The 23,017-nt window shown below is 64.3% G+C and carries 19 protein-coding genes, 1 tRNA gene and 2 pseudogenes; 8 read left to right on the plus strand and 14 right to left on the minus strand.

All coding sequences use genetic code 11. The features are described 5' to 3' along the window. Positions 1 to 8: 8 nt before the first annotated feature. Positions 9 to 602, minus strand: a complete 594-nt coding sequence (locus PJ250_RS18040; RefSeq protein ID WP_271645994.1) for an NfuA family Fe-S biogenesis protein — start codon at positions 600 to 602, stop codon at positions 9 to 11. Between the two features lie 116 nt (positions 603 to 718). On the opposite strand from PJ250_RS18040, the gene PJ250_RS18045 reads away from it, so the two are divergent. Together PJ250_RS18045 and PJ250_RS18050 are read left to right on the plus strand one after the other, a co-directional pair. Beyond that, positions 719 to 1,066 carry a 4a-hydroxytetrahydrobiopterin dehydratase gene (locus PJ250_RS18045; RefSeq protein ID WP_271645995.1) on the plus strand — a complete coding sequence of 116 codons (348 nt, stop codon included), beginning with the start codon at positions 719 to 721 and terminating at the stop codon, positions 1,064 to 1,066. Between the two features lie 11 nt (positions 1,067 to 1,077). Beyond that, positions 1,078 to 1,506: an energy transducer TonB gene (locus PJ250_RS18050; protein ID WP_271645996.1), complete on the plus strand. Its 429-nt coding sequence runs from the start codon at positions 1,078 to 1,080 to the stop codon at positions 1,504 to 1,506. Positions 1,507 to 1,526: 20 nt separating this feature from the next. On the opposite strand, the gene PJ250_RS18055 is transcribed toward PJ250_RS18050, so the two are convergent. Continuing rightward, positions 1,527 to 2,507 carry an RluA family pseudouridine synthase gene (locus tag PJ250_RS18055; RefSeq protein ID WP_271645997.1) on the minus strand — a complete coding sequence of 327 codons (981 nt, stop codon included), beginning with the start codon at positions 2,505 to 2,507 and terminating at the stop codon, positions 1,527 to 1,529. A 409-nt stretch (positions 2,508 to 2,916) separates the two neighbouring features. Between PJ250_RS18055 and rne the strand changes: the two genes are divergently transcribed. Further along, complete coding sequence (rne, locus tag PJ250_RS18060) at positions 2,917 to 6,123, plus strand: ribonuclease E (RefSeq protein ID WP_271645998.1); 3,207 nt, start codon at positions 2,917 to 2,919, stop codon at positions 6,121 to 6,123. A 28-nt stretch (positions 6,124 to 6,151) separates the two neighbouring features. Here the strand turns inward: rne and PJ250_RS18065 are convergent, their stop codons facing one another. After that, a complete protein-coding gene (locus tag PJ250_RS18065) occupies positions 6,152 to 6,799 on the minus strand; it encodes a response regulator (protein WP_271645999.1) in 648 nt (215 codons plus the stop codon). Between the two features lie 206 nt (positions 6,800 to 7,005). On the opposite strand from PJ250_RS18065, the pseudogene PJ250_RS18070 reads away from it, so the two are divergent. Further along, a pseudogene (locus tag PJ250_RS18070) lies at positions 7,006 to 7,299 on the plus strand (integrase core domain-containing protein); the annotation flags it as partial. A gap of 31 nt (positions 7,300 to 7,330) precedes the next feature. Here PJ250_RS18070 and PJ250_RS18075 read toward each other — a convergent pair. Beyond that, positions 7,331 to 8,872, minus strand: coding sequence for a PIN domain-containing protein (locus PJ250_RS18075; RefSeq protein WP_271646000.1), 1,542 nt, complete (start codon positions 8,870 to 8,872; stop codon positions 7,331 to 7,333). 118 nt (positions 8,873 to 8,990) lie between these two features. Between PJ250_RS18075 and PJ250_RS18080 the strand changes: the two genes are divergently transcribed. Continuing rightward, on the plus strand, positions 8,991 to 10,046 hold the full coding sequence (locus PJ250_RS18080; protein WP_271646001.1) for a hypothetical protein: 1,056 nt from the start codon (positions 8,991 to 8,993) through the stop codon (positions 10,044 to 10,046). A 77-nt stretch (positions 10,047 to 10,123) separates the two neighbouring features. Further along, on the plus strand, positions 10,124 to 11,083 hold the full coding sequence (locus PJ250_RS18085; protein WP_271646002.1) for a hypothetical protein: 960 nt from the start codon (positions 10,124 to 10,126) through the stop codon (positions 11,081 to 11,083). Positions 11,084 to 11,583: 500 nt separating this feature from the next. On the opposite strand, the pseudogene PJ250_RS18090 reads toward PJ250_RS18085, so the two are convergent. The 5 genes and pseudogenes from PJ250_RS18090 to serS all read right to left on the minus strand — a co-directional run. Continuing rightward, positions 11,584 to 12,417: pseudogene (locus PJ250_RS18090) on the minus strand (IS3 family transposase); the annotation flags it as partial. 588 nt (positions 12,418 to 13,005) lie between these two features. Continuing rightward, positions 13,006 to 13,311: a DUF6538 domain-containing protein gene (locus PJ250_RS20625; protein ID WP_333909491.1), complete on the minus strand. Its 306-nt coding sequence runs from the start codon at positions 13,309 to 13,311 to the stop codon at positions 13,006 to 13,008. Between the two features lie 85 nt (positions 13,312 to 13,396). Continuing rightward, positions 13,397 to 13,486, minus strand: a tRNA-Ser gene (locus PJ250_RS18095). Between the two features lie 99 nt (positions 13,487 to 13,585). Beyond that, a complete protein-coding gene (locus tag PJ250_RS18100) occupies positions 13,586 to 14,572 on the minus strand; it encodes a LysR family transcriptional regulator (RefSeq protein WP_271648697.1) in 987 nt (328 codons plus the stop codon). Positions 14,573 to 14,670: 98 nt separating this feature from the next. Next, the gene (gene serS, locus PJ250_RS18105) at positions 14,671 to 15,951 is read right to left on the minus strand and encodes a serine--tRNA ligase (protein WP_271646003.1); all 1,281 of its coding nucleotides are present in this window, start codon (positions 15,949 to 15,951) and stop codon (positions 14,671 to 14,673) included. Between the two features lie 146 nt (positions 15,952 to 16,097). Here serS and PJ250_RS18110 point away from each other — a divergent pair, with 146 nt between their 5' ends. Together PJ250_RS18110 and PJ250_RS18115 are read left to right on the plus strand one after the other, a co-directional pair. Continuing rightward, entirely contained in the window at positions 16,098 to 16,748 is a 651-nt protein-coding gene (locus PJ250_RS18110; RefSeq protein ID WP_271646004.1) for an energy transducer TonB, read from the plus strand. Between the two features lie 152 nt (positions 16,749 to 16,900). Further along, positions 16,901 to 17,452, plus strand: a complete 552-nt coding sequence (locus PJ250_RS18115; protein WP_271646005.1) for an energy transducer TonB — start codon at positions 16,901 to 16,903, stop codon at positions 17,450 to 17,452. 66 nt (positions 17,453 to 17,518) lie between these two features. Here the strand turns inward: PJ250_RS18115 and PJ250_RS18120 are convergent, their stop codons facing one another. The 5 genes from PJ250_RS18120 to PJ250_RS18140 form a co-directional block, all read right to left on the minus strand. After that, positions 17,519 to 18,433, minus strand: coding sequence for a hypothetical protein (locus PJ250_RS18120; RefSeq protein WP_271646006.1), 915 nt, complete (start codon positions 18,431 to 18,433; stop codon positions 17,519 to 17,521). Continuing rightward, positions 18,433 to 19,836, minus strand: coding sequence for a glycosyltransferase family 2 protein (locus tag PJ250_RS18125; protein WP_271646007.1), 1,404 nt, complete (start codon positions 19,834 to 19,836; stop codon positions 18,433 to 18,435). Before PJ250_RS18125 ends, PJ250_RS18120 begins: the two co-directional genes overlap by 1 nt. Before the next feature lie 172 nt (positions 19,837 to 20,008). Then, positions 20,009 to 21,265 (minus strand): glutamate-5-semialdehyde dehydrogenase, encoded by a 1,257-nt coding sequence (locus PJ250_RS18130; RefSeq protein WP_271646008.1) that lies wholly within the window; start codon positions 21,263 to 21,265, stop codon positions 20,009 to 20,011. Between the two features lie 114 nt (positions 21,266 to 21,379). Beyond that, a complete protein-coding gene (gene proB, locus PJ250_RS18135) occupies positions 21,380 to 22,546 on the minus strand; it encodes a glutamate 5-kinase (protein WP_271646009.1) in 1,167 nt (388 codons plus the stop codon). A 132-nt stretch (positions 22,547 to 22,678) separates the two neighbouring features. Continuing rightward, positions 22,679 to 22,948 (minus strand): hypothetical protein, encoded by a 270-nt coding sequence (locus PJ250_RS18140; protein ID WP_271646010.1) that lies wholly within the window; start codon positions 22,946 to 22,948, stop codon positions 22,679 to 22,681. Positions 22,949 to 23,017: the final 69 nt, after the last annotated feature.

Here is a 23,017-nt window from a genome sequence, read left to right on the forward strand (position 1 = left end):
CGTTGAGGTCAGGCAGCGTCGCGCGGCATGTACGGCGCTTGGCCGGTGTCGTGATCGGTCGCATCCCGCACCGCCGTCACGCCAGGCACGCGGGTCAGCAGGGTCTTCTCGATCCCCTGCTTGAGGGTCACATCGGCCATGCCGCAGCCATGGCAACCGCCGCCGAAACGCAGGAACACCACGCCCTCGCCGGTCACTTCCTCCACGGCCACCCGGCCCCCGTGCGATGCCAGTTGCGGGTTGACCTCATGCTCGACGACCCAACGCACCCGCTCGACCAACGATGCGCCTTCGGCGGGCGCCTTGCCCTTGATGTGCGGCGCCTTGATCGTCAGCTGGCTGCCTGCCCCCTGGGTGACGAAATCGATCTCGGCATCGTCCAGCCACGGCACGCTGGCCGCATCGACATAGACCGTGAAGCCTTCACACTCCACGACCCATTCGTCGCCAGCCAGGTCGCGGGGCTCGGCGAACTCCAGCCGCGCATCGGCACGCGGGGTGCCGGCGTCCACTGCGCTGAGTCTCACGCCCAGGCCGGGCGTGGCCTCGCGCTCGATGAGTTTGCGGAAATGGCTCTGGGCAGTGTCGGAAATCTGGATCATGCCCGTATTCTAACGGCCCGCCGCCGACACGTCAGAGCCACTCGTTCACGGCTCCCGGTGGTACGTTCAGCCGCCCGACCCGCGCGCCCAAGTGCGCGCCCCGCAGGAGAACCGCCATGTCCGACCTCATTCCGCTGGCCCAGGCCCATTGCCTGCCCCGCAGCGGCGCCGAGCACCGGCTCGGGCAGGCCCGCATCGCCGAACTCATGCCGCAGCTGCCCGGCTGGGAACTGGTCGAACAGGGCAAGGCCCTGAGTCGCACGTTCCGCTTCACCGACTATTACCGCACCCTGGCCTTCGTCAACGCGCTGGCCTTCATCGCCCATCGCGAAGACCACCACCCCGACCTGGGCGTGCACTACGACCGCGTCGTGGTGCGGTTTTCCACCCACGACGTGGGCGGACTGAGCGAGAACGACTTCATCTGCGCCGCCAAGGCGCAGGCCCTGGACCCCGAACAATGAACCTCAAGCCCATGAACCGATCGCTTCGCCTGTCCCTGACCGCGCCGTTGCTGCTGCTGGCCGCATGCAACCAGACGCCGGCAGGCAACGAGCAGGCCGCCCCTGCCGCGCCCGCTGCCACCGAATTGACCGCCGTGCAGACCCCGCCGCCCCAGTATCCGCTGGAAGCGGCCTGCAACGGACAGGGCGGGACGACCACCCTGAAGGTGACCGTCGGCACCGAAGGCACGCCCACCGATGTCACCGTGGCCCATGGCAGTGGCAACGACGCCCTGGATCAGGCGGCCATGACGGCCGTGAAGACCTGGAAGTTCAAGCCCGCCACGCGCGGCGGTCAGCCGTTCGCCCAGACCATCAACGTGCCGGTGAACTTCCCCGCCCCGCAGGTCCGTCCGGACGCATGCTTCTCGCTGGACGAAAAAAAGCCCGCGCAGTCCTGATGCCGGCCTGGCCCTGGCCTTTACGCTAGGGCATCCAGCGCCGCCGCCAGATCCTCCGAAAGCGGCGCATTGAGCACGTAAGGGGTGTGCCCGGCATCGAGCGCGAACTCCAGCGAGGCGGCGTGCAGGAACAGCCGCTTCAGGCCCGCCTGGTCCCGTAGCCGCTTGTTGGCCGCCGGGTCGCCGTACTTGTCGTCGCCCGCCACCGAATGGCCGATGTGCTGGGCGTGGACGCGGATCTGATGGGTGCGCCCGGTCTCGATCAGCACTTCGCAGTACGACTGCCCGCCGCGGCGCTCCAGCACCTTGAAATGGCTCACGCTGGGCTTGCCGCCCTCGTTGACCTGAACGTGGCGCTCGCCGCCCTGCCGAAGCCCGACCAGCAACGGCGCATCGACGGTCATCACCCCGTCGGGCATGCGCCCGGTCAGCAGGGTCAGGTAGCGCTTGCGGATGCCCTTTGTCGGGCCGGCATCCTCGCGCAGCAAGGCCTGCAGCTCGGTCAGGGCCGAACGCTTCTTGGCCAGGATCAGCAGGCCCGAGGTGTCCCGGTCCAGGCGGTGGACCAGCTCCAGGGACTGGTTGGGCCGCAGGGCGCGCATGGTTTCGATGGCGCCATGACTGATTCCGCTGCCGCCGTGGCTGGCCACTCCGGTCGGCTTGTTGATGACCAGCAGGCGCGCGTCCTCGAACACGATCGCCGCCTCCATCCGCGCCAGGAAGCCCGCCGGCGGCGCCGCGCGGGGGCCAGTTTCCTCCAGGCTCACCGGCGGAATGCGCACCTCGTCGCCCGGCTCGAGCTTGCGCTCGGCCTTGGCCCGCCCCCCGTTCACCCGGACCTGGCCGCTGCGGACCAGCTTGTAGACCAGGCTGCGCGGGGCGCCCTTGAGCTGTCCGAGCAGGAAATTGTCCAGGCGCTGGCCGCCGCGATCGGCGGGCACCACGACCATGCGGACGGCGCTACGGGCAGGCGGGTTTTCGGGGTGGGAGGGGGCGGTCATTTGTCCATCTTGTCTGTTACACTCGGCCTGCGAGATAAGGGTTTGATTTCGCTAGGAAGTTGCGTCACGGGCCAGAAGCCCAGCTTTCTTCAGCGAAGCCCGGCACAGTGCGCGACCACCGTCCTCGGGGCGGCCATGTTAGCGGCTCGCCGGCAGACCCCGACACCCGCCGGGTGCGTCAGACATCCGAAGCTGAACACGTCCCGCGCGGCGCAACCGGCCTTTGGGCCTGTCGCCGACGGTCCCGCAACACCGACATCGCAACAAAGCGCTCCCGCGGCTCGCCGTGGTGTCGAAGCGCTGGAAGCTCCAACCCGCCCCACCCGCGCTGCGCGCGAGGAGCGGCCGAACGTTCCAGAGGCAAAACGCCATGGTGTTTGTCGCGCGGTAGAGCGCGAGGAACACAACAATGAAACGTATGTTGATCAATGCCACGCAGGCAGAAGAACTGCGCGTGGCGATCGTGGATGGGCAAACGCTGTACGACATCGATATCGAGCAGCCCTCCAAGGAACAGAAGAAGTCCAACATCTACAAGGGCCGCATCACCCGGCTCGAACCCTCTCTCGAAGCGGCCTTCGTCGACTACGGCGCCGAGCGCCATGGCTTCCTGCCGCTGAAGGAAATCTCCCGCGATTATTTCCAGGCCGGCGTGGACCACCACAAGGCCGGCCTGCGTGAACTGTTGCGCGAAGGCCAGGAAGTGGTCGTGCAGGTCGACAAGGACGAGCGTGGCAACAAGGGCGCGGCCCTGACCACGTTCATCTCCCTGGCCGGCCGCTACATGGTGCTGATGCCCAACTCGCCCACCGCCGGCGGGGTTTCGCGCCGGATCGAGGGTGACGACCGCGCCGCGCTGAAGGCCGCCATGGACGCGCTGACCATCCCCGACGACATGGGCGTGATCATCCGCACCGCTGGCGTGGGCCGCGACGCCGAAGAGCTGCAGTGGGACCTGGACTACCTGCTGAGCGTGTGGAAGGCCGTGGCCGAGGCCGCCCTGGCCAAGCCGGCGCCGTTCCTGATCTACCAGGAGTCGCGCCTGATCGTGCGCGCCCTGCGCGACTACCTGCGCAGCGACGTGGGCGAAATCCTGGTCGACACCGAGGAGCTGTACGCCACCGCGCAGGAGTTCATGCAGCAGGTGATGCCGCACAACCTGCGCAAGCTCAAGCACTACACCGACGATATCCCGCTGTTTAACCGCTTCCAGATCGAATCCCAGATCGAGGGCGCCTACGAGCGCAATGTGCGCCTGCCGTCCGGCGGCTCGATCGTGGTCGACCAGACCGAGGCGCTGACTGCCATCGACGTCAACTCGGCCCGCGCCACCAAGGGCGGCGACATCGAGGAGACCGCGTTCCACACCAACTGCGAGGCGGCCGAGGAAGTGGCCCGCCAGCTGCGCCTGCGCGACCTGGGCGGCCTGGTGGTGATCGACTTCATCGACATGGCGTCCAACAAGCACCAGCGTGAGGTGGAAAACCGCCTGCAGAATTCGCTCAAGTACGATCGCGCCCGCGTTCAGCTGGGCCGCATCTCGCGCTTCGGCCTGATGGAGATGTCGCGCCAGCGCCTGCGTCCCAGCCTGGGCGAGTCCAGCCAGATCGTGTGCCCGCGCTGCGACGGCCATGGCCGCATGCGCAGCGTCGAGTCGCTGTCGCTGTCCATCATCCGCGTGGCCGAAGAGCACGCCATGAAGGACAACACCGGGCAGGTCCTGGTGCAGGCGCCGCTGGAGATCGCCAACTACCTGCTCAACGAAAAGCGCGGCGCGCTGCGCGAGATCGAGCAGCGCCACGGCTCGCCGATCATCATCGTGGCCGACGAGCAGCTGCACACCCCACACTACGAGGTCACGCGCCTGCGCGAAAACGAGCTGGGCGAAGAATCCAGCAAGCCCAGCTATCAGCGCGGCACCCCGCGCAAGCTGCCGGTGCATGCGTTGACCAAGGCCCAGCTCAACATCCCCGCCGCCCCGGCGGTGACCACGGTCAAGCACGCCCAGCCTGCCCCGGTCCGCCAGGAGCGCGAGGCACCGGCCCCGGTCGAACCCACGCCGGCCCCCGTGGCGCCTGCTCCGCAGCCGGTCGTCGCGCCGGGCGGCGTGGTCGGCTGGCTCAAGCGCGTGTTCGGTGCCGCCAGTGCCCCTGCGCCGGCCTCCCCGACCACGCCCGCACGCGGCAACGACAGTCGCCAGGGTCGCGCCGAGCGTGGCAATGGCAACGCGCCGCAGCAGCGCCGTGACGCCAACCGCGGCCAGGGTGGTAATGGTCGCGGCGGCCAGAACGGCCAGCAGCGACGCGAGCGTGGCAAGGACAAGGACAAGGACAAGGAGGCGAACCAGAACAACGGTGGCGCCCAGCAGCCGCGCAATCGTGGCGAGCAGCAGGGCAAGCCGGCCAGGCAGCAGCCCAAGGCCAAGCAGCAGGAAAAGCAGCAGGACAAGAGTCCCTCACCTGCGCAGGCCAACGAGCGGGGTCCCAAGCCCCAGCGTGAGCCGCAGCAGAAAACGCCCGAGGTCCAGAACGAGGTCAACGCCGCCGTTGCGGCCGCTGCGCTCGTGCAGGGCGCAACCGTGGCGCAGCAGGACACCGCGCCTCAGACCGCTCCTGCCCCCGAGGCGCGCAGCGAAGCCCCGGAAGCACGCAAGCCACGCGAGAAGAAGCCTCAGGTCGAGGACACCGAGACCCTGACCCCCGTTGTACCCGAAGGCCAGGAAGCGACCGATGAGGCCAACGCGGCGCAGGACACGCACGAAGCGAACGAAGCCGAATCCGGCGATGAGAACGGCACCCCGCGCCGTCGCCGTGGCCGTCGCGGCGGTCGCCGTCGCCGTCGTGGCAATGGCGAAGGCAATGGAGCGCCGCACGACCAGCACGATGCGGACGCCGACCAGGCGGGCGATGAAGAGCCGGTCGTGATCGCGTCTTCTTCCCAGCCCGAGTTCGACTTCGACGATGCCGAGCCGGCAACGCCGGCACCCGCGCCAAGTGCTCAGCCTGCCAGCGCGCCCGTGACTGCGGCCGCGGCCGCAGTGGTTGCCGTCGCCGATGCGACGCCGGAACCCAAGTTCGAGCAGAACCAGGACGCCGCCGAGGCCGCACCGCAGGCCTCCTCCGAACCAGCCGCCCCCCCGGCGCCGCAGGTCATGACGCCAGCCGCGGTCGCCGTGGCAGTCGCCTCGGAAGTCGCTCCTGCCGAGGAGATCGCGCCGTTGGTGGTGGAGGAGACACCCGCCACCGCAGCGTTTGCCGAGGCGGACACGCCATCCGACGCAACCCCGGCTCCGGTGGAACCTGTCGTCGCCACCGCCGCGGAAACCGTCGATGCCGCGGGCCAGCCCGACCTGCTGGTCGCCGCCGAGGTCGCCCCGTCCGCCGCGGAAGCAGAAGCCGCGCAGCAGGCCGCCAAGCCTCAGCCGATCACGCCACCGGCCGGTTCGCTGTTCTTCGCTGCCGACGTGGCCACTCCGCGTTCGGTGACCCGCCACCTGTTTGAGCCTGCGTCTCCGTCGCAGCCCGCGCAGGTGCCGAGCGAAGCACACAACGACGATGCCCCCGCTGCCGGCGATACGGCAGGTGGCAGCGATTCGGAAAGCGAACGCAGCGCCTGATCGGCGCTGCACACCGGCGCGTGCTGGGTCAGACCACGCGCGCCGGATCCACCAGGCCGTACTGCGCGGCCAGGCGGGCCAGCGACACGGTGTCCTGGACGTTGACCTTCTGGAACAACCGCGACTTGTGCGTGTTGACCGTCTTGGGGCTAAGGCTGAGACGCCGCGCGATGTCTTCCTGTCGCAGGCCCTGGATGAGCAGCATGGCCACTTCCAGCTCACGCGGGGACAGCGCATCGAATGGTGACCCCGCCGTGTCCACACTGGACAACGCCAAGTTCTGCGCCACGCTGGAGCCCAGATAACGACGCCCGCGCGAAACCTCCCGCACGGCGCGCACCAGCTCTGCGGCGTCCCCACCCTTGCCCACATAGCCCGAGGCTCCCGCCTCGAGCAGCCGCTTGGGCAACGGACCGTCCTCCAGCACCGAGACGATCACCACGCGCGTGCCATAGTCGCCGCGCACGATGCGCTCGGTGACATCCAGCCCGCTCAGGCCCGGCAGATGCAGGTCGCACAACACGACATCGGGCTTGAGCTTGCGGATCTCCGGCAGCGCGTCTTCGCCATTCTCGGCTTCGCCAACGACGTCCATATCGTCCTGTCCGGACAAGATCATCTTCAGACCGGTCCTGACCAACGCATGGTCATCGACCAGGAATACCCGGATCATCATCCTTGCTTCCCCTTGTGCAAGACATCATCCTCTCCCCGCCTGCCAGACTAAACGTCGCCATCACGCGGAGCAAGCCGACCGCCTCGCGCCATGGACGATGCAAGGGCGCTGCCGGCCTCAGCTTCCCGGGGAACCCTCCGCAGTGGCCGATGATCCGTTCTTCGCTGGACTGCTTACTCATATCCAATCTCATTGACCCACCCCCGGATAACTGGGCGTACGAGGCAGGTGTAGAGCTGGACTTTTCTCGCCGTGGCACGCCGACGGACAACGCGATGGTGGAAAGCTTCAACGGCCGGCTGCGGCAGGAGTGTCTGAACGAACATTGGTTCTTGTCGTTGGCCGATGCGCGGAGCAAAATCGAAGCGTGGCGGCGCTTCTATAACGAGGAGCGTCCCCACAGTGCACTGGCATGGAAAACCCCTGCGGAATTCGCCCGAGAACACCGGTCCCAAGCGAATTCCCAGGTGCCGGAGAAGGTCGGAATCTCTACCGGCTGATGGCCCTGCGATCGGGGGTGGGTCAAGGTGTCTACCTTCGAAGTGGACGAGTGAGGCCACTGGGTTTGCTCAAGCCTTCGAGCAATGCCTTTGCTTCCATCAAAGTGTCGCCCGCCTCAACCGCAACCTCGATTGGAAGCACAGCAACCACCGGACTGGTCAGATTCGCCGCATGAATCTCTACATGAAGCGCCGCTTTCCTTGATTGGTTGCTACCGAACCATACAAGCTCGAACTCAAAGGACTCAGGTGATGAACGATGCCGCCACTGCTGACACGTCAGCTCGGTGGAAGGCCGAGGGTCATCTGGTCGCTCGCCGGCTCGCCAGTAAAACGAATCGATCTCCCGGGCTGCCGGCATCATAGGCAGCCTGTTCAGATGAGCGGAGAAGAGAGGCTCGTGCCTCTGGATACTTCCAGCTAAAGATGCGAAATGGTCCAATGAACTAAAGGCTTTAACCTTCTTCCAAGAACCCTTTGGGGGAGCCGGAGGCCGCGGCAACTCCAAATCCGGGCCGCGAATCTCCACCTTCAACTCGACTCCACCCTCAAACCCCAGTGGCACGGGCTCCTCTTCCTCTTTGGGAAGCTTGATCAGCAAACCGCCGCCGCGCATCGAAAACGTGACGCGCACATCCTCCGCTGGGCGCGCTCCGTCGTTACGCAATTTCAAGATGATTCTCGGCGCAGGCTGGCAACGCTCAAGCTTCTGATGAAGTTCTTTGAAGTATTCCTCACAGGTCGACAGCCATTGCGGATACGCTTCCTCCTGATACGACAGGATCTCGTTTTCCGACGCGGGAACAAATTCCTCATGCCCGAGGTATGCCGCTAGGCCTGGCATTCCTGGAGCAGCACTGCGAGTGGAACTTTCGCGGGGTCCAAAGTCAGTTTCCATCGGGTAGCGTCGCTTAAGCAATTCCAGGAGCGCATCGGACTCTGAATCACTTAAGGGTTCAAAGCTTTCACAGTTAAAGCGCCAAGGCGTGGCTTCTGCCTCAATGACACATGCGGGTTCGCTTTTCTTGAGCTGCTCGATTTCGCCCTCGAGCGCTTTTAACTTCTTCCGGTCCTCATCAGCCTCAGCCGGTAGCAGCCAGTCGGGCGGAACGCGATGGAATGCCACCCCTACCCGGCGTGCGCTCAGTAGGACACCATTATCATTGGACAGAAGCTTCACTTGCTGGTCGGCGAAGGCCACAGCTTGCGTCAGTGCTGACACTGTTCCGACGATCGCGTCGTCAGCTTGCGAGTAGTCGAGGCCGCCGCTAAGGCCAGCGTCCGGCCGGAACTCGTCGCCCGAAACCATAGTCACTGACGGCACTCGACCTTCGGACAGATCAACTACTGACGTCTCAAGAAGTCGGCCAATCAGGCTGTTGATGATGCGAGCTCGCTTAGCCAGGCGGCCCTGCCCCCCTTTGTGCCTGTCGACTTCACGAAGCACCGGAGCGATCAGAACCAACGTGATTGAATCAACGCCTGGAAATTCATCCTTCCAAGGAAGTTCGTTGAGCTGACGGCACTGCATCAGCACATTGGTGTCAGGAACGAGATAAATATTTATGGACACTTGACCTTTACCTCCTTTGGTCGGTTAATCGTAAGGCGGTCGATTCCAAAGCACACCAAGACCCGCTGACAGACCGCGCCCTACGCCCATAAGCCGACCCTTCCAGCATCCGAGCATCATGACCGATCAACTGCCCCTTTCGACCGTTCCGACGAACCTGAGCTTGGCTCTCATGAACTTCCCGGATGACCAGGAGTTCATCCAGAAGTTCAGTGACGAGATGTCAGTCGCGATAGTCGATTGCGGCCGCTTCCTTGACCTCGAACGCCTTGCCGGCGTCACCGTCGGATATGACTTCGACGCGGCCCTAGCGTCTGTTGACCTGGGTTACGAGTCGGGGATTGCAACGCAATACACGAACAACGGTGACGTGGTCGCGGTCGCGAAGGCAATGAACGTGCTGCGGGATGGCAAGGTCATGTCGCACGTGGTCTACAACGCAAACGTCATCGTTGCGCTCGTAGATCCAACCAACGAGTATCACTTGGACGCCCTGCATATCATCGCCCACGAGTTCGGACATGTGGCAGAACTGAAGTGGAGGGACGAAGCCATGCCTGGCTTGATGCTGACCAGGCCAGAGGGCGAATGGGTAGACGTAACGCTCTTGCAGACCATCTTGACGGCCTGGGAGGAATACGCCGCCTGCCGGATGACAGGGACAATTGGAGACCGTCAAGCATTGAAGCTTCGCTACGCGGCAGAGTTGGATAGGGCAGCGGGCTACTCGTTGGCCCGCGCCCAAGAGCAGATCAAGCAATATCGAACTCACGGAGATGTCAACCGCCTTCTGATTAACGCTGGCGAGCCCATCGCCATGCCCTTTAAGATGGCCGGCTACCTCTTAGGACACTTGGACGCTATCGACGCGCCGGACCTTCTTGAGGACCTGTGCCCCGTCTACGCTAATTCCCACCTCGTAGCGCTGATGTCCGAGCTTAGAAAGGCGCTGCGAAACGTTTGGAGTGAACGTGATGCAGGAAAGGGCATCGGAGTATTCGATCCGCTGAAATCACTGATTCTCCAAGCCTACTCAGCGGCTGGAATCGACCTCGCCCCCGGTAGCAATGGCCATGGCTACTATGTCAGCGTGCCATGCACCGCCGAGACCATGCCCAATGGCGAAGCAGACATGGCCATCGTCCTCCTTCGAAGAAAGCTCGGGCTAGACTAAGAACGAAGGCGCCATATACGGCAATACGCCTTTGCTACATAAAATACTTATAGAACCACCAACGAATAGGAATTAGATTGCGAAAGAAAGAGTTCAAGGCGTACGCTTTAGGCGGAGACGGGGCCAAAGAGCTCATTCGCTACCAGAAGATACTTCCGGAAATATCTGAACAGGCGCATGAATCCGTCGTGGTCCTTAAGCGGGAAACCCAGTCAAAGGGCGATGAGCAGATAGGCTCCGGTATTCTGATAAGAACCGGCGATAGATTATTTTTGGCCACAGCACAGCACGTTTTGTCTAACTGGTTTCAGCCGAACACCCCTCATACGATTAGGCTATCCACAAGCTTCGGGATATTCAAATTAGCAGGATCCGCGTGGATAGCAGCCTATGACCACCCAATAGGAAAGGAGAAGCTGATTCTTGACACAGCCGTTCTTGAGATCACGGGAGAACTGCTCACCGTTGGCTTGGAAAAATCTCTCGGCGAGATAGAAATTACATCAAACAGCCACGACGATCTCTACGTGATGGCGGGCTACCCATTAAAACTGACCACCGCTCCCATTTTAAATTCAACAATCTATGGACTATCTATAATCCCCACAGCACTCTATGGATCTAGACGCATATCGGGTCAAATGGCTAGTGTCCAAATCGGTGACAGTATAATTGACGACGCTTCGCTAGCATTTGTCTACTATGGCATGAAGTTCGAAAATAATACCCTAAGTGAGATGCCGAGCATTCGGGGCATAAGTGGAGGGGCAGTATTCAGAGTTCTTAACTGCCCATTAGACGTCGACTCCGAAATCCCGGAAAAGCTGCAACTATCGATCGCTGGAATACTCATTGAAACCGCTTCTAGAATAAATGATCAACCGCCCCTTATGATTGCGACAAACATTTTAGTAGTCTCAGAAATGATAAAATCGCTTGCATCCGAAGCGGCGAGATTTTCTTGGGAGTCGAAGCAAATTGGCAGACCGATTTCAGCCGCACCTTATCCACTGTCTATCATTCCTGACGAAATATAGAGTATGCGAATAGAAACGACCGCGCCGCGACTCGTTCCCGTTGTGCTGCACTGCGCAATGAAGCACAAATCTGGATGGTGTAACTTAATTCCGTGACGCACGGCCGGATTCGAGCGTGCAATCGATCACCTCTGCCTTCAGGATGAAGTTATGGTCAATAAAGTGATTTTCGTTGCCTTCGCGATTGAAGACGTCGCAATTCGAGACATGATCAAAAGACAGTCACTTAACACCAAGTCCCCTTTCGAATATATCGATATGTCAGTCAAGGACGCATACGACGACGAGTGGAAGAAGAAGGTCCGCACCAGAATTCTGCGATCGGATGGCGTCCTTGCAATCGCGACGAAGAACTCGCTGAAATCCACAGGGCAGAAATGGGAAATCCAGTGCGCGAAGGACGAGGGCGTTCCAGTCAAGGGAATTTGGGCTTACAAGGACGACGGCACTGTCTTGCCTGGTGTGAGCACGATGGTGACCCACCCCCGATCGCAGGGCCATCAGCCGGTAGAGATTCCGACCTTCTCCGGCACCTGGGAATTCGCTTGGGACCGGTGTTCTCGGGCGAATTCCGCAGGGGTTTTCCATGCCAGTGCACTGTGGGGACGCTCCTCGTTATAGAAGCGCCGCCACGCTTCGATTTTGCTCCGCGCATCGGCCAACGACAAGAACCAATGTTCGTTCAGACACTCCTGCCGCAGCCGGCCGTTGAAGCTTTCCACCATCGCGTTGTCCGTCGGTGTGCCACGGCGGGAAAAATCCAGCTCAACGCCAGCCTCATACGCCCAACGGTCGAGCACCTTGCCAGCAAATTCACTGCCGTTATCCACCTTGATCGCTTCCGGCTTGCCGCGTTGAACAACCAGGCGCGTCACCGCTTCAGCCACGTCGTCAGCACGCAGGGACTGATCGACGACGATCTCCAGACACTCGTGCGTGAAGTGATCCAGCACCGGCAACAGCCGGAACCGACGGCCGTCGAACAATGCGTCACTCACAAAGTCCATTCCCCACAGCGTGTTGGGTGCGGTCGCAATTTTGATCGGCTGCCTGCGACGACTGCTTCGGCTGCGACGCGGCCGGCAATGCCTTAAAGACAGGCCTTCTTCCTTGTAGATGCGATGCACGCGCTTGTGGTTATCGCGCCACCCCTCCCGGCGCAGCATCACCAGCACCCGCTCGCAACCATAGTGGATGCGCGTCTGCGTGATCTTGCGCATCCGCAAGCGGATGGCGCTACAGTCGCGCGCTTTGGCCTTGTACGAAAACGCTGAGCGCGACATCGCCACGATCCGCAGCGCACGCCGTTCGCTCACCCCAAAGCGCTCTCTCAAACGGGCAACCCAGCTGCAGTCCTTGCCGATCTCGGCCAGATATCGGCTAAACGCTTTCGTGATCCAGTTCCCCTGCCCGTTCATGGCATCTGCTTTGGCCTGCGGAAACAAGCGCTTGTGGCCAGTAGTTTTTCGGCTTTCCACCCAGTCCCAAAATCCAAGCGCCAGCAGCTCGGGATGGATCGGCACCGTGCGCAAGCTGACTTCGGTTTTGACCTTCTGGTGCTCTCCCTCGTCCGAAATCCGGATGCAAGGGAGATTGTCTTCCTTAAATACATCGGCCACCAGCAACTGCCCGACCTCAGAGGCTCTGGCACCTGTGTAGAGGCCAATAAGCGCTGCCCAGCGGGCGTTCGGAGAAAGCCTTGGGAAGCTGACCGGCGAGAAAATCGCCTGAATCTGCTCTCGGTCGTAGGCCTTGAAGCCGAGCTTCCGTCGTGCCCGCTTCTCACGAAGTGAATAGCTCACATGCCCAGACGCCGGGTTGTCGCCCTTGGGTAGTAGCCTGAGGCAATTGCCCAATCGAAAAACCCACCCTTCCCGCCCACATAGCTTTGCTTGTTCATCAGGGTCGGGGTGGAAGCACCCTTATCGCGCAAGTGCTGAAACCAATGCGCCAGATCGGTCCGTGTGACGCTGTGGAGCTTGGTCTCGGTTCCAAGACATGTCTTTCTTGCAAAGCCTATCCACACGTCGATCCCTCAACACGTCGAAGGCCTGAGCATAGCCTGAGGCAAGCATCAAAGCGCGCAATCGCGCGCTAGGCAGTTCTTTCGTGTGGAGGGTGTGCTTGATGACCTTGCGACCCAAGACCGATTGCAGATCAATGGGAACGCGTTGGCGGAAGGAGCAGTGACCGGAGGAGGATCGGATGAGGTGGTGGGGGATGCGCATCGGGAGATGTGTCCCGATTTGTGTCCTGCCCCAGACCTCAATTTCTCGCCAAAATCAAATGTAAATCATTGATTTATATAGATAATGGCGGAGAGAGTGGGATTCGAACCCACGGAAGGTTTGACCCTTCGCCGGTTTTCAAGACCGGTGCCTTAAACCGCTCGGCCATCTCTCCGAAGTGCATGCCGGCAGGCCCGGCAGCAAAGCGCCCGGCGCGGGGCCGGGCGCGTATTCTCGCACGTGCGCGGGGCGGCGGGTACCGCCCCGGGGCGGGTCAGGAGGCCTTGCGCAGGCCCAGTTCGACCAGGCGTTCGACGCACTTGCCGCCACAGTCCAGGCGCGAAGCCTCGATCTGCTGCGGCAGGTGTTCGGCCAGGTAGTCGATGAACACGCGCACCGCCGGCAGCAGGCCACGGCGCGAGGCGAACACGGCATGGCAGATGCCCTGCGGCAGCGACCATTCGGGCAGCACCACCTCCAGCTCGCCGCTGCGCACCGCATCGGCGCACACGGTTTCGGGCAGCAAGGTGATGCCGTATCCATCCTTGGCCATCGCCTTGAGCAGCGGGAAATCGAAGCCCGCCAGGCGCGGCTGCAGCTCGACGCGGCGCACCTCCCCGGCCGGCCCGTGCAGTTCCCAACGCTGGCGGGCCTCGTCCTCGCTCATCGACATGGTCACGTGCTGGGTCAGGTCCTCCGGGGTCTGCGGCCGGCCGGCGCGCTGCAGGTACTTGGGGCTGGCGACCAGCAGTTCCTGGATCTGGCCGAAGCTGCGCATCACCAGGCTGCCATCGTCGTCCAGCTTGGCGCGCACGCGCAGGGCGATGTCGTAACCCTCGTTGATGATGTCAACGCGCCGGTTGTTGACGTGCAACTGCAGGCGCACCTTGGGGTACTTGTCCAGGAACGCCGGCAGGATCTTGGGCAACTGCATCTGCGCCACGGCAACCGGCACGCTGACCCGGACCACGCCACGCGGCTCGGCCGAGAGGCGGTCCACCACTTCGCGCGCAGCCTGGGCTTCGGCGAGCATGGTCTGGGCATGGCGATGCACGCTCATGCCCACGTCGGTCACCGCGAAGCGACGCGTGGAACGCTGCAGCAGGCGCACGCCCATGTCGGTTTCCAGCTGGCTGATGCGCCGGCTCAGGCGTGACTTGGGGATGCCGAGCGCGCGTTCGGCCGCGGCGAAGCCGCCGTGGTCGACGACCATGGCGAAGTAATAAAGATCGTTGAGGTCTTGCATGGCGGCATCCCGAATCTGGAACGATTCAGGACATTTAACACCCGCATGTTTGTCCATGCAACGAAAACGGACAAATTCAGGCGGGATTCTCTACCCCGCCCGTGGGCCAATCCTCAGGCGATGCGTTCCAGTCCGCCCATATAGGGACGCAGCGCTTCGGGGACGTCGATGCTGCCGTCGGCGTTCTGGTAGTTCTCCATCACCGCGATCAGGCAGCGGCCAATCGCCACGCCCGAGCCGTTGAGCGTATGCACGGCCTCCGGCTTGCCGGTGGCTGGATTGCGCCAGCGCGCCTGCATGCGCCGGGCCTGGAAGTCGCCACAGTTGGAGATCGAGGAGATCTCGCGGTAGGTGTCCTGCGAGGGCAGCCAGACCTCCAGGTCATAGGTCTTGGTGGCCGAAAAGCCCATGTCACCCGAGCACAGCAGCATGCGCCGGTACGGCAGGCCCAGGGTCTCCAGCACCACTTCGGCACAGCGGGTCATCCGCTCGTGCTCTTCGGCGCTTTCTTCCGGCCGGGTGATGGCCACCAGTTCGACTTTCTCGAACTGGTGCTGTCGGATCATGCCGCGCGTATCGCGGCCATGGCTGCCGGCCTCGGCACGGAAGCACATCGAGTGGGCGGTCATGCGCAATGGCAGCGCGGCGTCCTCGACGATGGTGTCGCGCACGGTGTTGGTCAGCGGCACTTCGGAGGTCGGGATCAGGTAGCGCTTGCCCTCGCCCACCTGGGTCGAGAACAGGTCTTCCTCGAACTTGGGCAGCTGGCCGGTGCCCTGCATCGACTCGGCGTTGACGATCACCGGGACGTTGGTTTCCTGGTAGCCGTGGGCGCCGGTGTGCAGGTCCAGCATCAGCTGGGCCAGGGCACGATGCAGGCGCGCCACGGGGCCACGCAGCACGGTGAAGCGCGCGCCCGACAGCTTGGCGGCGGTGTCGCCGTCCAGCCAACCGTTGCGCGCGCCGAGCTCGACATGGTCCTTGATCGGGAAATCGAAGCTGCGTGGCGTGCCCCAGCGGTGTTGCTCGACGTTGCCGGCCTCGTCGGTGCCCGGCGGCACGGTCGGATCGGGCAGATTGGGAATGCCCAGGGCGATGGCCTCGATCTGGGCGCGCAACTGGTCCAGCTCGACCTCCGAGGCCTTCAGCTCCTCACCGAATCCGGCGACCTCGGCCAGCAGCGGCGCGACGTCCTCGCCCTTGGCCTTGGCCTGGCCGATCGCCTTGGAGCGGGTGTTGCGCAGGTTCTGCAGCTCCTGCGTGCGCACCTGGATCTGCTTGCGCCGTGCCTCCAGGGACTCCAGTGCGGACACGTCCAGATCGAAGCCGCGCGTGTCGCGCAGGCGCTGGGCAAGGTCGGCGGGCTGGTTGCGGAGCAGGACGGGATCGAGCATCGGAAAGACATCGGCGCGGGGAAAGAACCTCGGATTATCGCCCGAAACCCCATCCGGCGCTGCCGCCAGCCAGCCGGCGGTCGGGTCCGGCGCGCGCGCCTGTGCAAGAATCCGCTGTCTTCCGCAAGCGATGGTTCCCAAAGCTCATGTCCCGTGCCAGCTCCAGCGAACGCGCCTTCACCTTCCGTTTGCCGCATCGCGCACTGTGGTTTGCGCTGGGCGCCTTCGTGCTGGGCTTGGGTCTGTTCGGGCTGTTCTGGCTGACCAACCGCGACGATGAGGCCCTCTATTCTGTCCAGCCGGTCGATAAGACCGCCGAGGCCGCCCTGTCCGAACCGCTGCCCGAGCCGATGGCCGCGCAGGACAACGCCAGTGGCATGCAGGCACCGTCGGCGAGCGATACGCAAGCCGCCGCCGATACCACCGCGTCCAGCCAGCCATTGCCCAAGGCCGTGGACCAAACCGCGGACGCCGGCGCTGCACCGACCACTCGGCCACCTGCGGCGGCGCAGGCCGACCGTCCGACCCCGCTGCCGATCGAGGCGCAGAGTCCCGCCCCGACCTACCCCCCTGCGGCGCTGCGGCGCGGCGACACCGGCACGGTCGTGGTGCGCATCGAGGTGGATGCCAACGGTGATCCGGGCGGCGTGGCCCTGATCCAGCGCAGCGGTTCTCGCGATCTGGACCGGGCCGCCATGCAGGCGGTGCGTCGCTGGCACTTCCAGCCTGCGATCGAAGACGGCCAACCAGTGGCCGGCAGCGTCGACGTGCCGGTGGAATTCAATCTGCAGCACTGATGGTCGCGGCCCGCGTGAAATCCGGTTTGCATCACTGAACCCCAGCCGGTTGCGGAATGCGGCGTGGCCGGCATTGTCACGTCACAAAAACGACATGGCACCAACACTGCTCGCAAGCGTCCCCTAAGGACGCCACCAGTGAGGTTGAAACCATGCGTCCATCGTCGTCCGACACCGCGCAAGGCGTGGACAGCGCGCCCTCGTCGTCCACGTTAAAGCGCAGATCCATCGGCCCGCTGCTGTGGCTGATCGTTCTGCTGGTTCTGGTGGGCGGAGCGATCTGGTGGTTCGGCGCCACGCGTGAGACAGCACCCGCTCCTACCGCGACCGCGCCAACCGACCCCGTCGCGTCGCCTCCTGCGAAAGCAGCGCAGACCAACGGGCAGTCCCAGGCCCCTACCGCGTCCAGCCGGACACGCCCGGTCATCGCCGATCGCGATGCGCGCATGGCCGAGGGCATGCCGCAACCAGACTATCCGGGCGAGGCGCTGCGCGCTGGCGAGGGCGGGACCGTGCTGCTCAACGTGGAGGTGGATGCGCACGGCGAGCCGTCCCAGATCAGCATCGCCAAGCGCAGCGGCAACCGGCAGCTGGACCGCGCCGCCCTGACGGCGGCAAGCAAGTGGCAGTTCGAGCCGGCCATCCGCGATAGCGAGGCAGTGACAGCGACCGTGCAGATCCCGGTGGAGTTCTCGCCGCAGTAGTACTGCGGCCCGCGCACGGACGCGCCGCCAGCGATTGCGGTGCGCGTGCGTCCCTGCCCCTCCGGCTCAGAAGGCGTAGCGCAGCTCCAACTGCACAAAGCGGTAGTTGTAACCGCTATCGCTGCTGCCGTTGATGGCCGGCATGTCGCTGTAGCCTGCATCGAGACGCAGCCAGGCTTGTTTCCAGCGCGGCGTTTCCACCCCACCTTCCAGCAGCCTTGCCTGGCGCCAATCCTCCTGCCCACTGCGCTGCCGCCCCAGCCCTGCCCGCGCATACCACTGGGTGCCGCCGATATAGCGCCGCCAGGCCAGCACGCCCATCGCCTGACGGTAGTCGCCGGGCGTGTAGTAATCGGCCTCGCGCACATGGCTGTCGTGGTAATAGCGCGTCCTCAGCTGGAGACTGAGGCCTTGCTGTGGCAGGAAGGCATAGACCAGGTTAGCGCGCAGGTGCGTGCGCAGGTTGTCGCCCACACCGAAGTCCTGCACCCCTCCCAGCACTGTGGCGTTCCAGCGCTCGGAGAACGGCAGATCCAGTGCGGCGCCGGCATAGGTCTGGACCCAGCCGTTGTGCACCCCCTGCCGCGTCTCCAGCACGTCGCGTTCGACGAAGAACTCCTTGCGGAAGGCGTCCTCGCTGTGGATCGTGCCACTGCCCAGCAGGCGATGTCCGTTGCTGCCCACGCTACCCTGCCAGCGCCACTCGCCCGCATGGCCTGCGCCGGTCAGGAACAGCCGACCTTCCTCACGGCGCCAACCATCACCGGAGAAACGCGCGTCCTGCACGGTCACCCCACTCCACTGATCGTAGGAGGTATAGGTCCAGTCGCCGGAAACCCCGGTCTTGAGCGTCTGGTTGCCGTCCGAATCCGAACCCAGGAACACCTGCGCCTGTAATGCGCGGTCGGGCGTTTCCGAGGCAGGCTGAGCGGTGGCGGACAGGGCGGCCAACATGGCCAGGCCGATGCAATGCGACTTCATTATTTGGTTCCCCACGTCTTGCGCACGCCCAGTGCTTCCTTGGCATATCCCAGCACGCAAACCGGCTGCAGGATCATCGTGTAGGCCAGGCTGTAGAACAGGAATCCGCCTACGTTGCGCCGTACTTTCAGGCTCTGGCTGCGGAACATCAGCGCCTGCACACGGAAGATGATCAGGTTCCAGACCATCGCCAGCGGCAGCACCAGCAGCGTCATTGGCCCGGCGATCCAGTACACGCCGAACATCGCCAGTACCAAACCGGGGATGAAAGCGAGGGTATAGACCAGGTCCAGCGGCAGGAACAACAGATTCCACCAGATGAACAGCGTGGTCATGCGAGGCTTGAGCAGCAGGCTGCCATGCCGGGCAAAAGCCTCCATCAGGCCGCGCGACCAGCGCTGGCGCTGACGTGAGAACTGCCGCAGCGAGGCCGGCACCTTGGTGAACAGGCAGGCGTCCTCGCAGTAACCGATGCGCGCCCCGGTCTTCAGCAGTCCCCAGGACAGCACGATGTCCTCGCCCACGCACTCGGGCCAGCCGCCGACGTGTTCCAGTGCCGCTCGGGTGTAGAGCGAGAAGGCGCCCTGTGCGACGAGCGTGCCGTGGTACATGCTCTGGATCCGCTTGACCGCCGCGATGCCGTGGAAGTAGTCCCACTCCTGGCCCCGGGTCAGCAGGTTCTCACGCGAGTTGCGGACCAGGACCGCGCCAGCCACCGCAACCGTACCGGCCGGATCGGACAGGAAGCGCCCGACCAGCTTGCGCAGCGCATCGGCGCGCAAGCAGCAGTCGCCGTCGACGGTGATCACCAGCGCCTGGCGCGTCTCGGCCAGGCCGCGGTTGAGCGCGCGCGATTTGCCACCGTTGCGTGCCTGCTCGAGGACCCGGATGCGAAGCCCGGGCCGTCCGTGCTCCAGCGCCGCCGCCTTGGCGATGGCCAGGCTGTCGTCGGTGGAACCATCGTCGATGACCACCACCTCCACTTCGCCGGCATAGTCCTGCCGGGCGAAGCTGGCGAGCGTCTCACCGATGTTGGGCCCCTCGTTGTAGCAGGCCAACAGGACGCACACTTCCGGCGTTCCTGGATGCTCGGTTCGCGCGGGGCGACGGTCGGCCAGAATCGAACCGATCAGGAAGGCATTCATGAAGCCCGGCACATAGGCGATGAAGGCAATGATGATCAGGGCCGGCACGAACCCGATCGGCTGGGAGAGCTCATGCAGCCAGCGCATCGAGAGCTTGACGCTGAGGGCGGTCCAGGCGATCGAGGCCATCAGTACCAGCACGTACTTGACGCGAACCGGGACATAGAAGCGGCGCGCATGCGGCGCCGGGGCGAGTGGCGCATCGGCGCCCACCGTGGCCTGGAGCGCCACGGGATGGAGTCGGGTCAGGTCGGACATCACACATGCCAACAGCAGAGATGGCCCTGTTCAGCACTAAACGTGCCAACTCCTGGGACCCCCGAATTCACGGCACCCTAACAAATGTTTACGCCGCAAATAGCGTGACGCATATCAAGGAAATGACCTGCCGCGTCACTTATCGCCAACGGCCCGGAACCTGCCTGCGAGCTTAGCTCGCAGCGCGGGTCTGGCCACGACCCTGCACCACGAATCGCTCCACGGTCAGTGCCTCCAGGCCCATCGGACCGTAGGAATGCAGGCGCGTGGTGGAAATCCCGATCTCTGCGCCCAGGCCCAACTCGCCGCCATCGGAGAAGCGCGAGGACGCGTTGACCATCACCACCGCCGCGCGCAGCGCGCTGACGAACGTGGCGGCATGGGTGTCGTTTCCGGTCGCGATGACCTCGGTGTGGTCCGAGCCGTAGTGGCGGATGTGTTCGATGGCAGCGTCCAGGCCGTCGACGACGCGGACGGCCAGGATCAGGTCGAGAAACTCAGCGGCGTAGTCCTCGTCGCTGGCAGGCTTGGCCTCGGCCACTAGCACGCGCGTGGCCTCATCGCCGCGCAGCTCCACGCCACGTGCCAGCAGCGCCTTGGCCGCCATCGGCAGGAAGCGCTCGGCAATGGCCTTGTGCACCAGCAGTGTCTCCAGCGAGTTGCACGCGCTGGGACGCGACACCTTGCCGTCCACCAGAAGGCCGACTGCCAGGTCCAGGTCGGCGCTGTCGTCCACGAAGAGGTGGCACACGCCCTTGTAGTGCTTGATCACCGGCACGCGGGCATGCTCGGCGACGAAGCGGATCAGGCCTTCGCCGCCGCGCGGAATGGCCAGGTCGACGATGTCAGTCAGCTGCAGCAGTTCCAGCATGGTCTCGCGGCGCAGGTCGGTGACCAGGGTCAGTGCCGCAGCCGGCACGCCGGCGGCTTCCAGAGTCGCCTGCAAGACCTGGGCGATGGCGGTGTTGGAGTGGATCGCCTCCTTGCCACCGCGCAGGATGACGCCGTTGCCCGCCTTGATGCACAGCGCCGCCGCGTCGGCGGTCACGTTGGGGCGCGCCTCGTAGATCATCGCGATCACGCCCAGCGGCACGCGCACCTTGCTGACTTGGATGCCGTTGGGGCGGGTGTCGGTGCGGGTGACCTGACCGACCGGATCCGGCAGGCGCGCCACTTCCCGCAGGGCAGCGGCGATGCCGTCGATACGCTCCGGCGTCAGCGTGAGCCGGTCCAGCATGGCGCTGCCGGTCCCGTTGTCCCGCGCGGCCTGCAAATCCTGCGCGTTGGCCGCCAGGATGGCCTGCGCCTGGTCCTGGAGCCGCTGCGCCATGGACGTCAGCAGGTCGGCCTTGTCGGTTGAGGACAGCTGCGCAAGCACCTGGGCGGCGTCGCGGCAGGCCAGGGCCTGGGTCTTGATGTCATCGGTCATGGCGGAAGGACTCGGCACGAAAGGAGGGTTGCGGGTGGGAGCCGCCACGGCGGCGACGGGCCCTTACCGGCAAAGCCCCATCGCCGCCATGGCGGCTCCCACCGTAGACGGCGGTCACAGCAGCACCAGGTCGTCGCGGTGGATCACGTTCTCACCGTAGCTATAGCCCAGCACGGCCTCGATCTCGCGCGAATGCCGTCGCGCGATGCGGCGGATGTCGGCGGCAGAATACTGGGCGATGCCCCGCGCCAGGCGGCGCACGCCGTCGGCATCCCGCTGCTGCACCTCGACCATGTCGCCGCGCCGGAAGTCGCCTTCGGCCCCGGTCACCCCGCCCGGCAGCAGGGAGGCGCCCTTGCCGGCCAGCGCCGCGGCCGCTCCGGCATCGACCAGGATCGCACCCGCTTCCACCGGCGCATGGCGCAACCAACCTTTGCGCGCGGCGATGCGGGTCTGCGCGGCATGGATGCGGGTGCCGCGCAGCCGATCCAGCGCCAACCCGCGCACGACCTCGGCGCTGCGGCCATTGAACAGATAGGTCTCCACGCCCGCCGCGCCGGCCTTGGCGGCGGCTTCCAGCTTGGTCCGCATGCCGCCGGTGCCCACGCTGCTGCCGCTGCCGCCCGCCATCGCGAACACCTCGGGCGTCAGCGCCGTCACCTCGTCCAATGGCCGCGCGGTCGGATTGCTGCGCGGATCGGCGGTGTACAGGCCGTCGATGTCGGTGGCGATGAACAAGGCATCGGCGTCGACCAGCGCGGCCACCACAGCAGCCAGGTTGTCGTTGTCGCCCAGCTTGAGCTCGTCGATGGAGACGGTGTCGTTTTCGTTGATGACCGGCAGCGTGCCCAATGCCAGCAGCTCCAGCAGGGTCGCGCGCGCATTGAGGTAGCGGCGACGGTTGCGCAGGTCGTCATGGGTCAGCAGCACCTGCGCCACCGGTCGCTCGAAGAAGTGCTGCCACAACCCGATCAGCTGCGCCTGGCCGAGCGCGGCCAGCGCCTGCCGCGCGGCGATGGCCGCACCGGCTTCGGCGGCCCTGGGCACGATCGCACGCCCGGCCGCGACCGCGCCGGAGGACACGATCACCACCTCGCGCCCGGCCAGTACGTTGGCCGACACGAACTGGGCCAGGCCCAGGGCGAACTTCGGCGACAACCCGCCCCCGTCCGCCGCCAGCAGACTGCTGCCAACCTTGAGCACCGCCCGCCGCCACGGCGGCAGGGCCTGTTCGGTGAAGGGAGACAGCGCGATGGGGGTGGGGAGCGCGGCGTCATTCATGGGGTGCTAGGGATGATAAGGAAATTAGTAACTCAGGAACCTGCGTGGGTCAGCGGTGACGGGAAGCCGCCCCAATCAGTCAGAAGCGGACATTGGGTAACGCGAGAATCAAGCAACGCCTTGAATGAATTGTCATGGCTCATCGGGCTGGGCTAAGCCGTCGTAGTAGCTCTCACAGTGCACTTCTTCTTTGGCATCAGCGATTGCCTGCTCAACTTCAGCTAGGGGAACACGGATGCCAGCTCCGTTATCGAATACCTCAAACCAAAAAGTGCCGTCTTCATCCTGACCAATGGTCCCGATACCCGCACGGAGCTGACCTAGGACCTTCCCTGCAACATCAACAGGGACTAGCTCGGCCTGAAACCCATCGCCGGACACTGAGGACCAAATGATCTTCACTCTTGGTGCTGGAATGACTTGGTGAGATGCCACGGAGCTAATTCCTACGTTAAGCCGGCCCGCGAATCG

Source organism: Pseudoxanthomonas sp. JBR18 (assembly GCF_028198165.1).
GTDB lineage: Bacteria > Pseudomonadota > Gammaproteobacteria > Xanthomonadales > Xanthomonadaceae > Pseudoxanthomonas_A.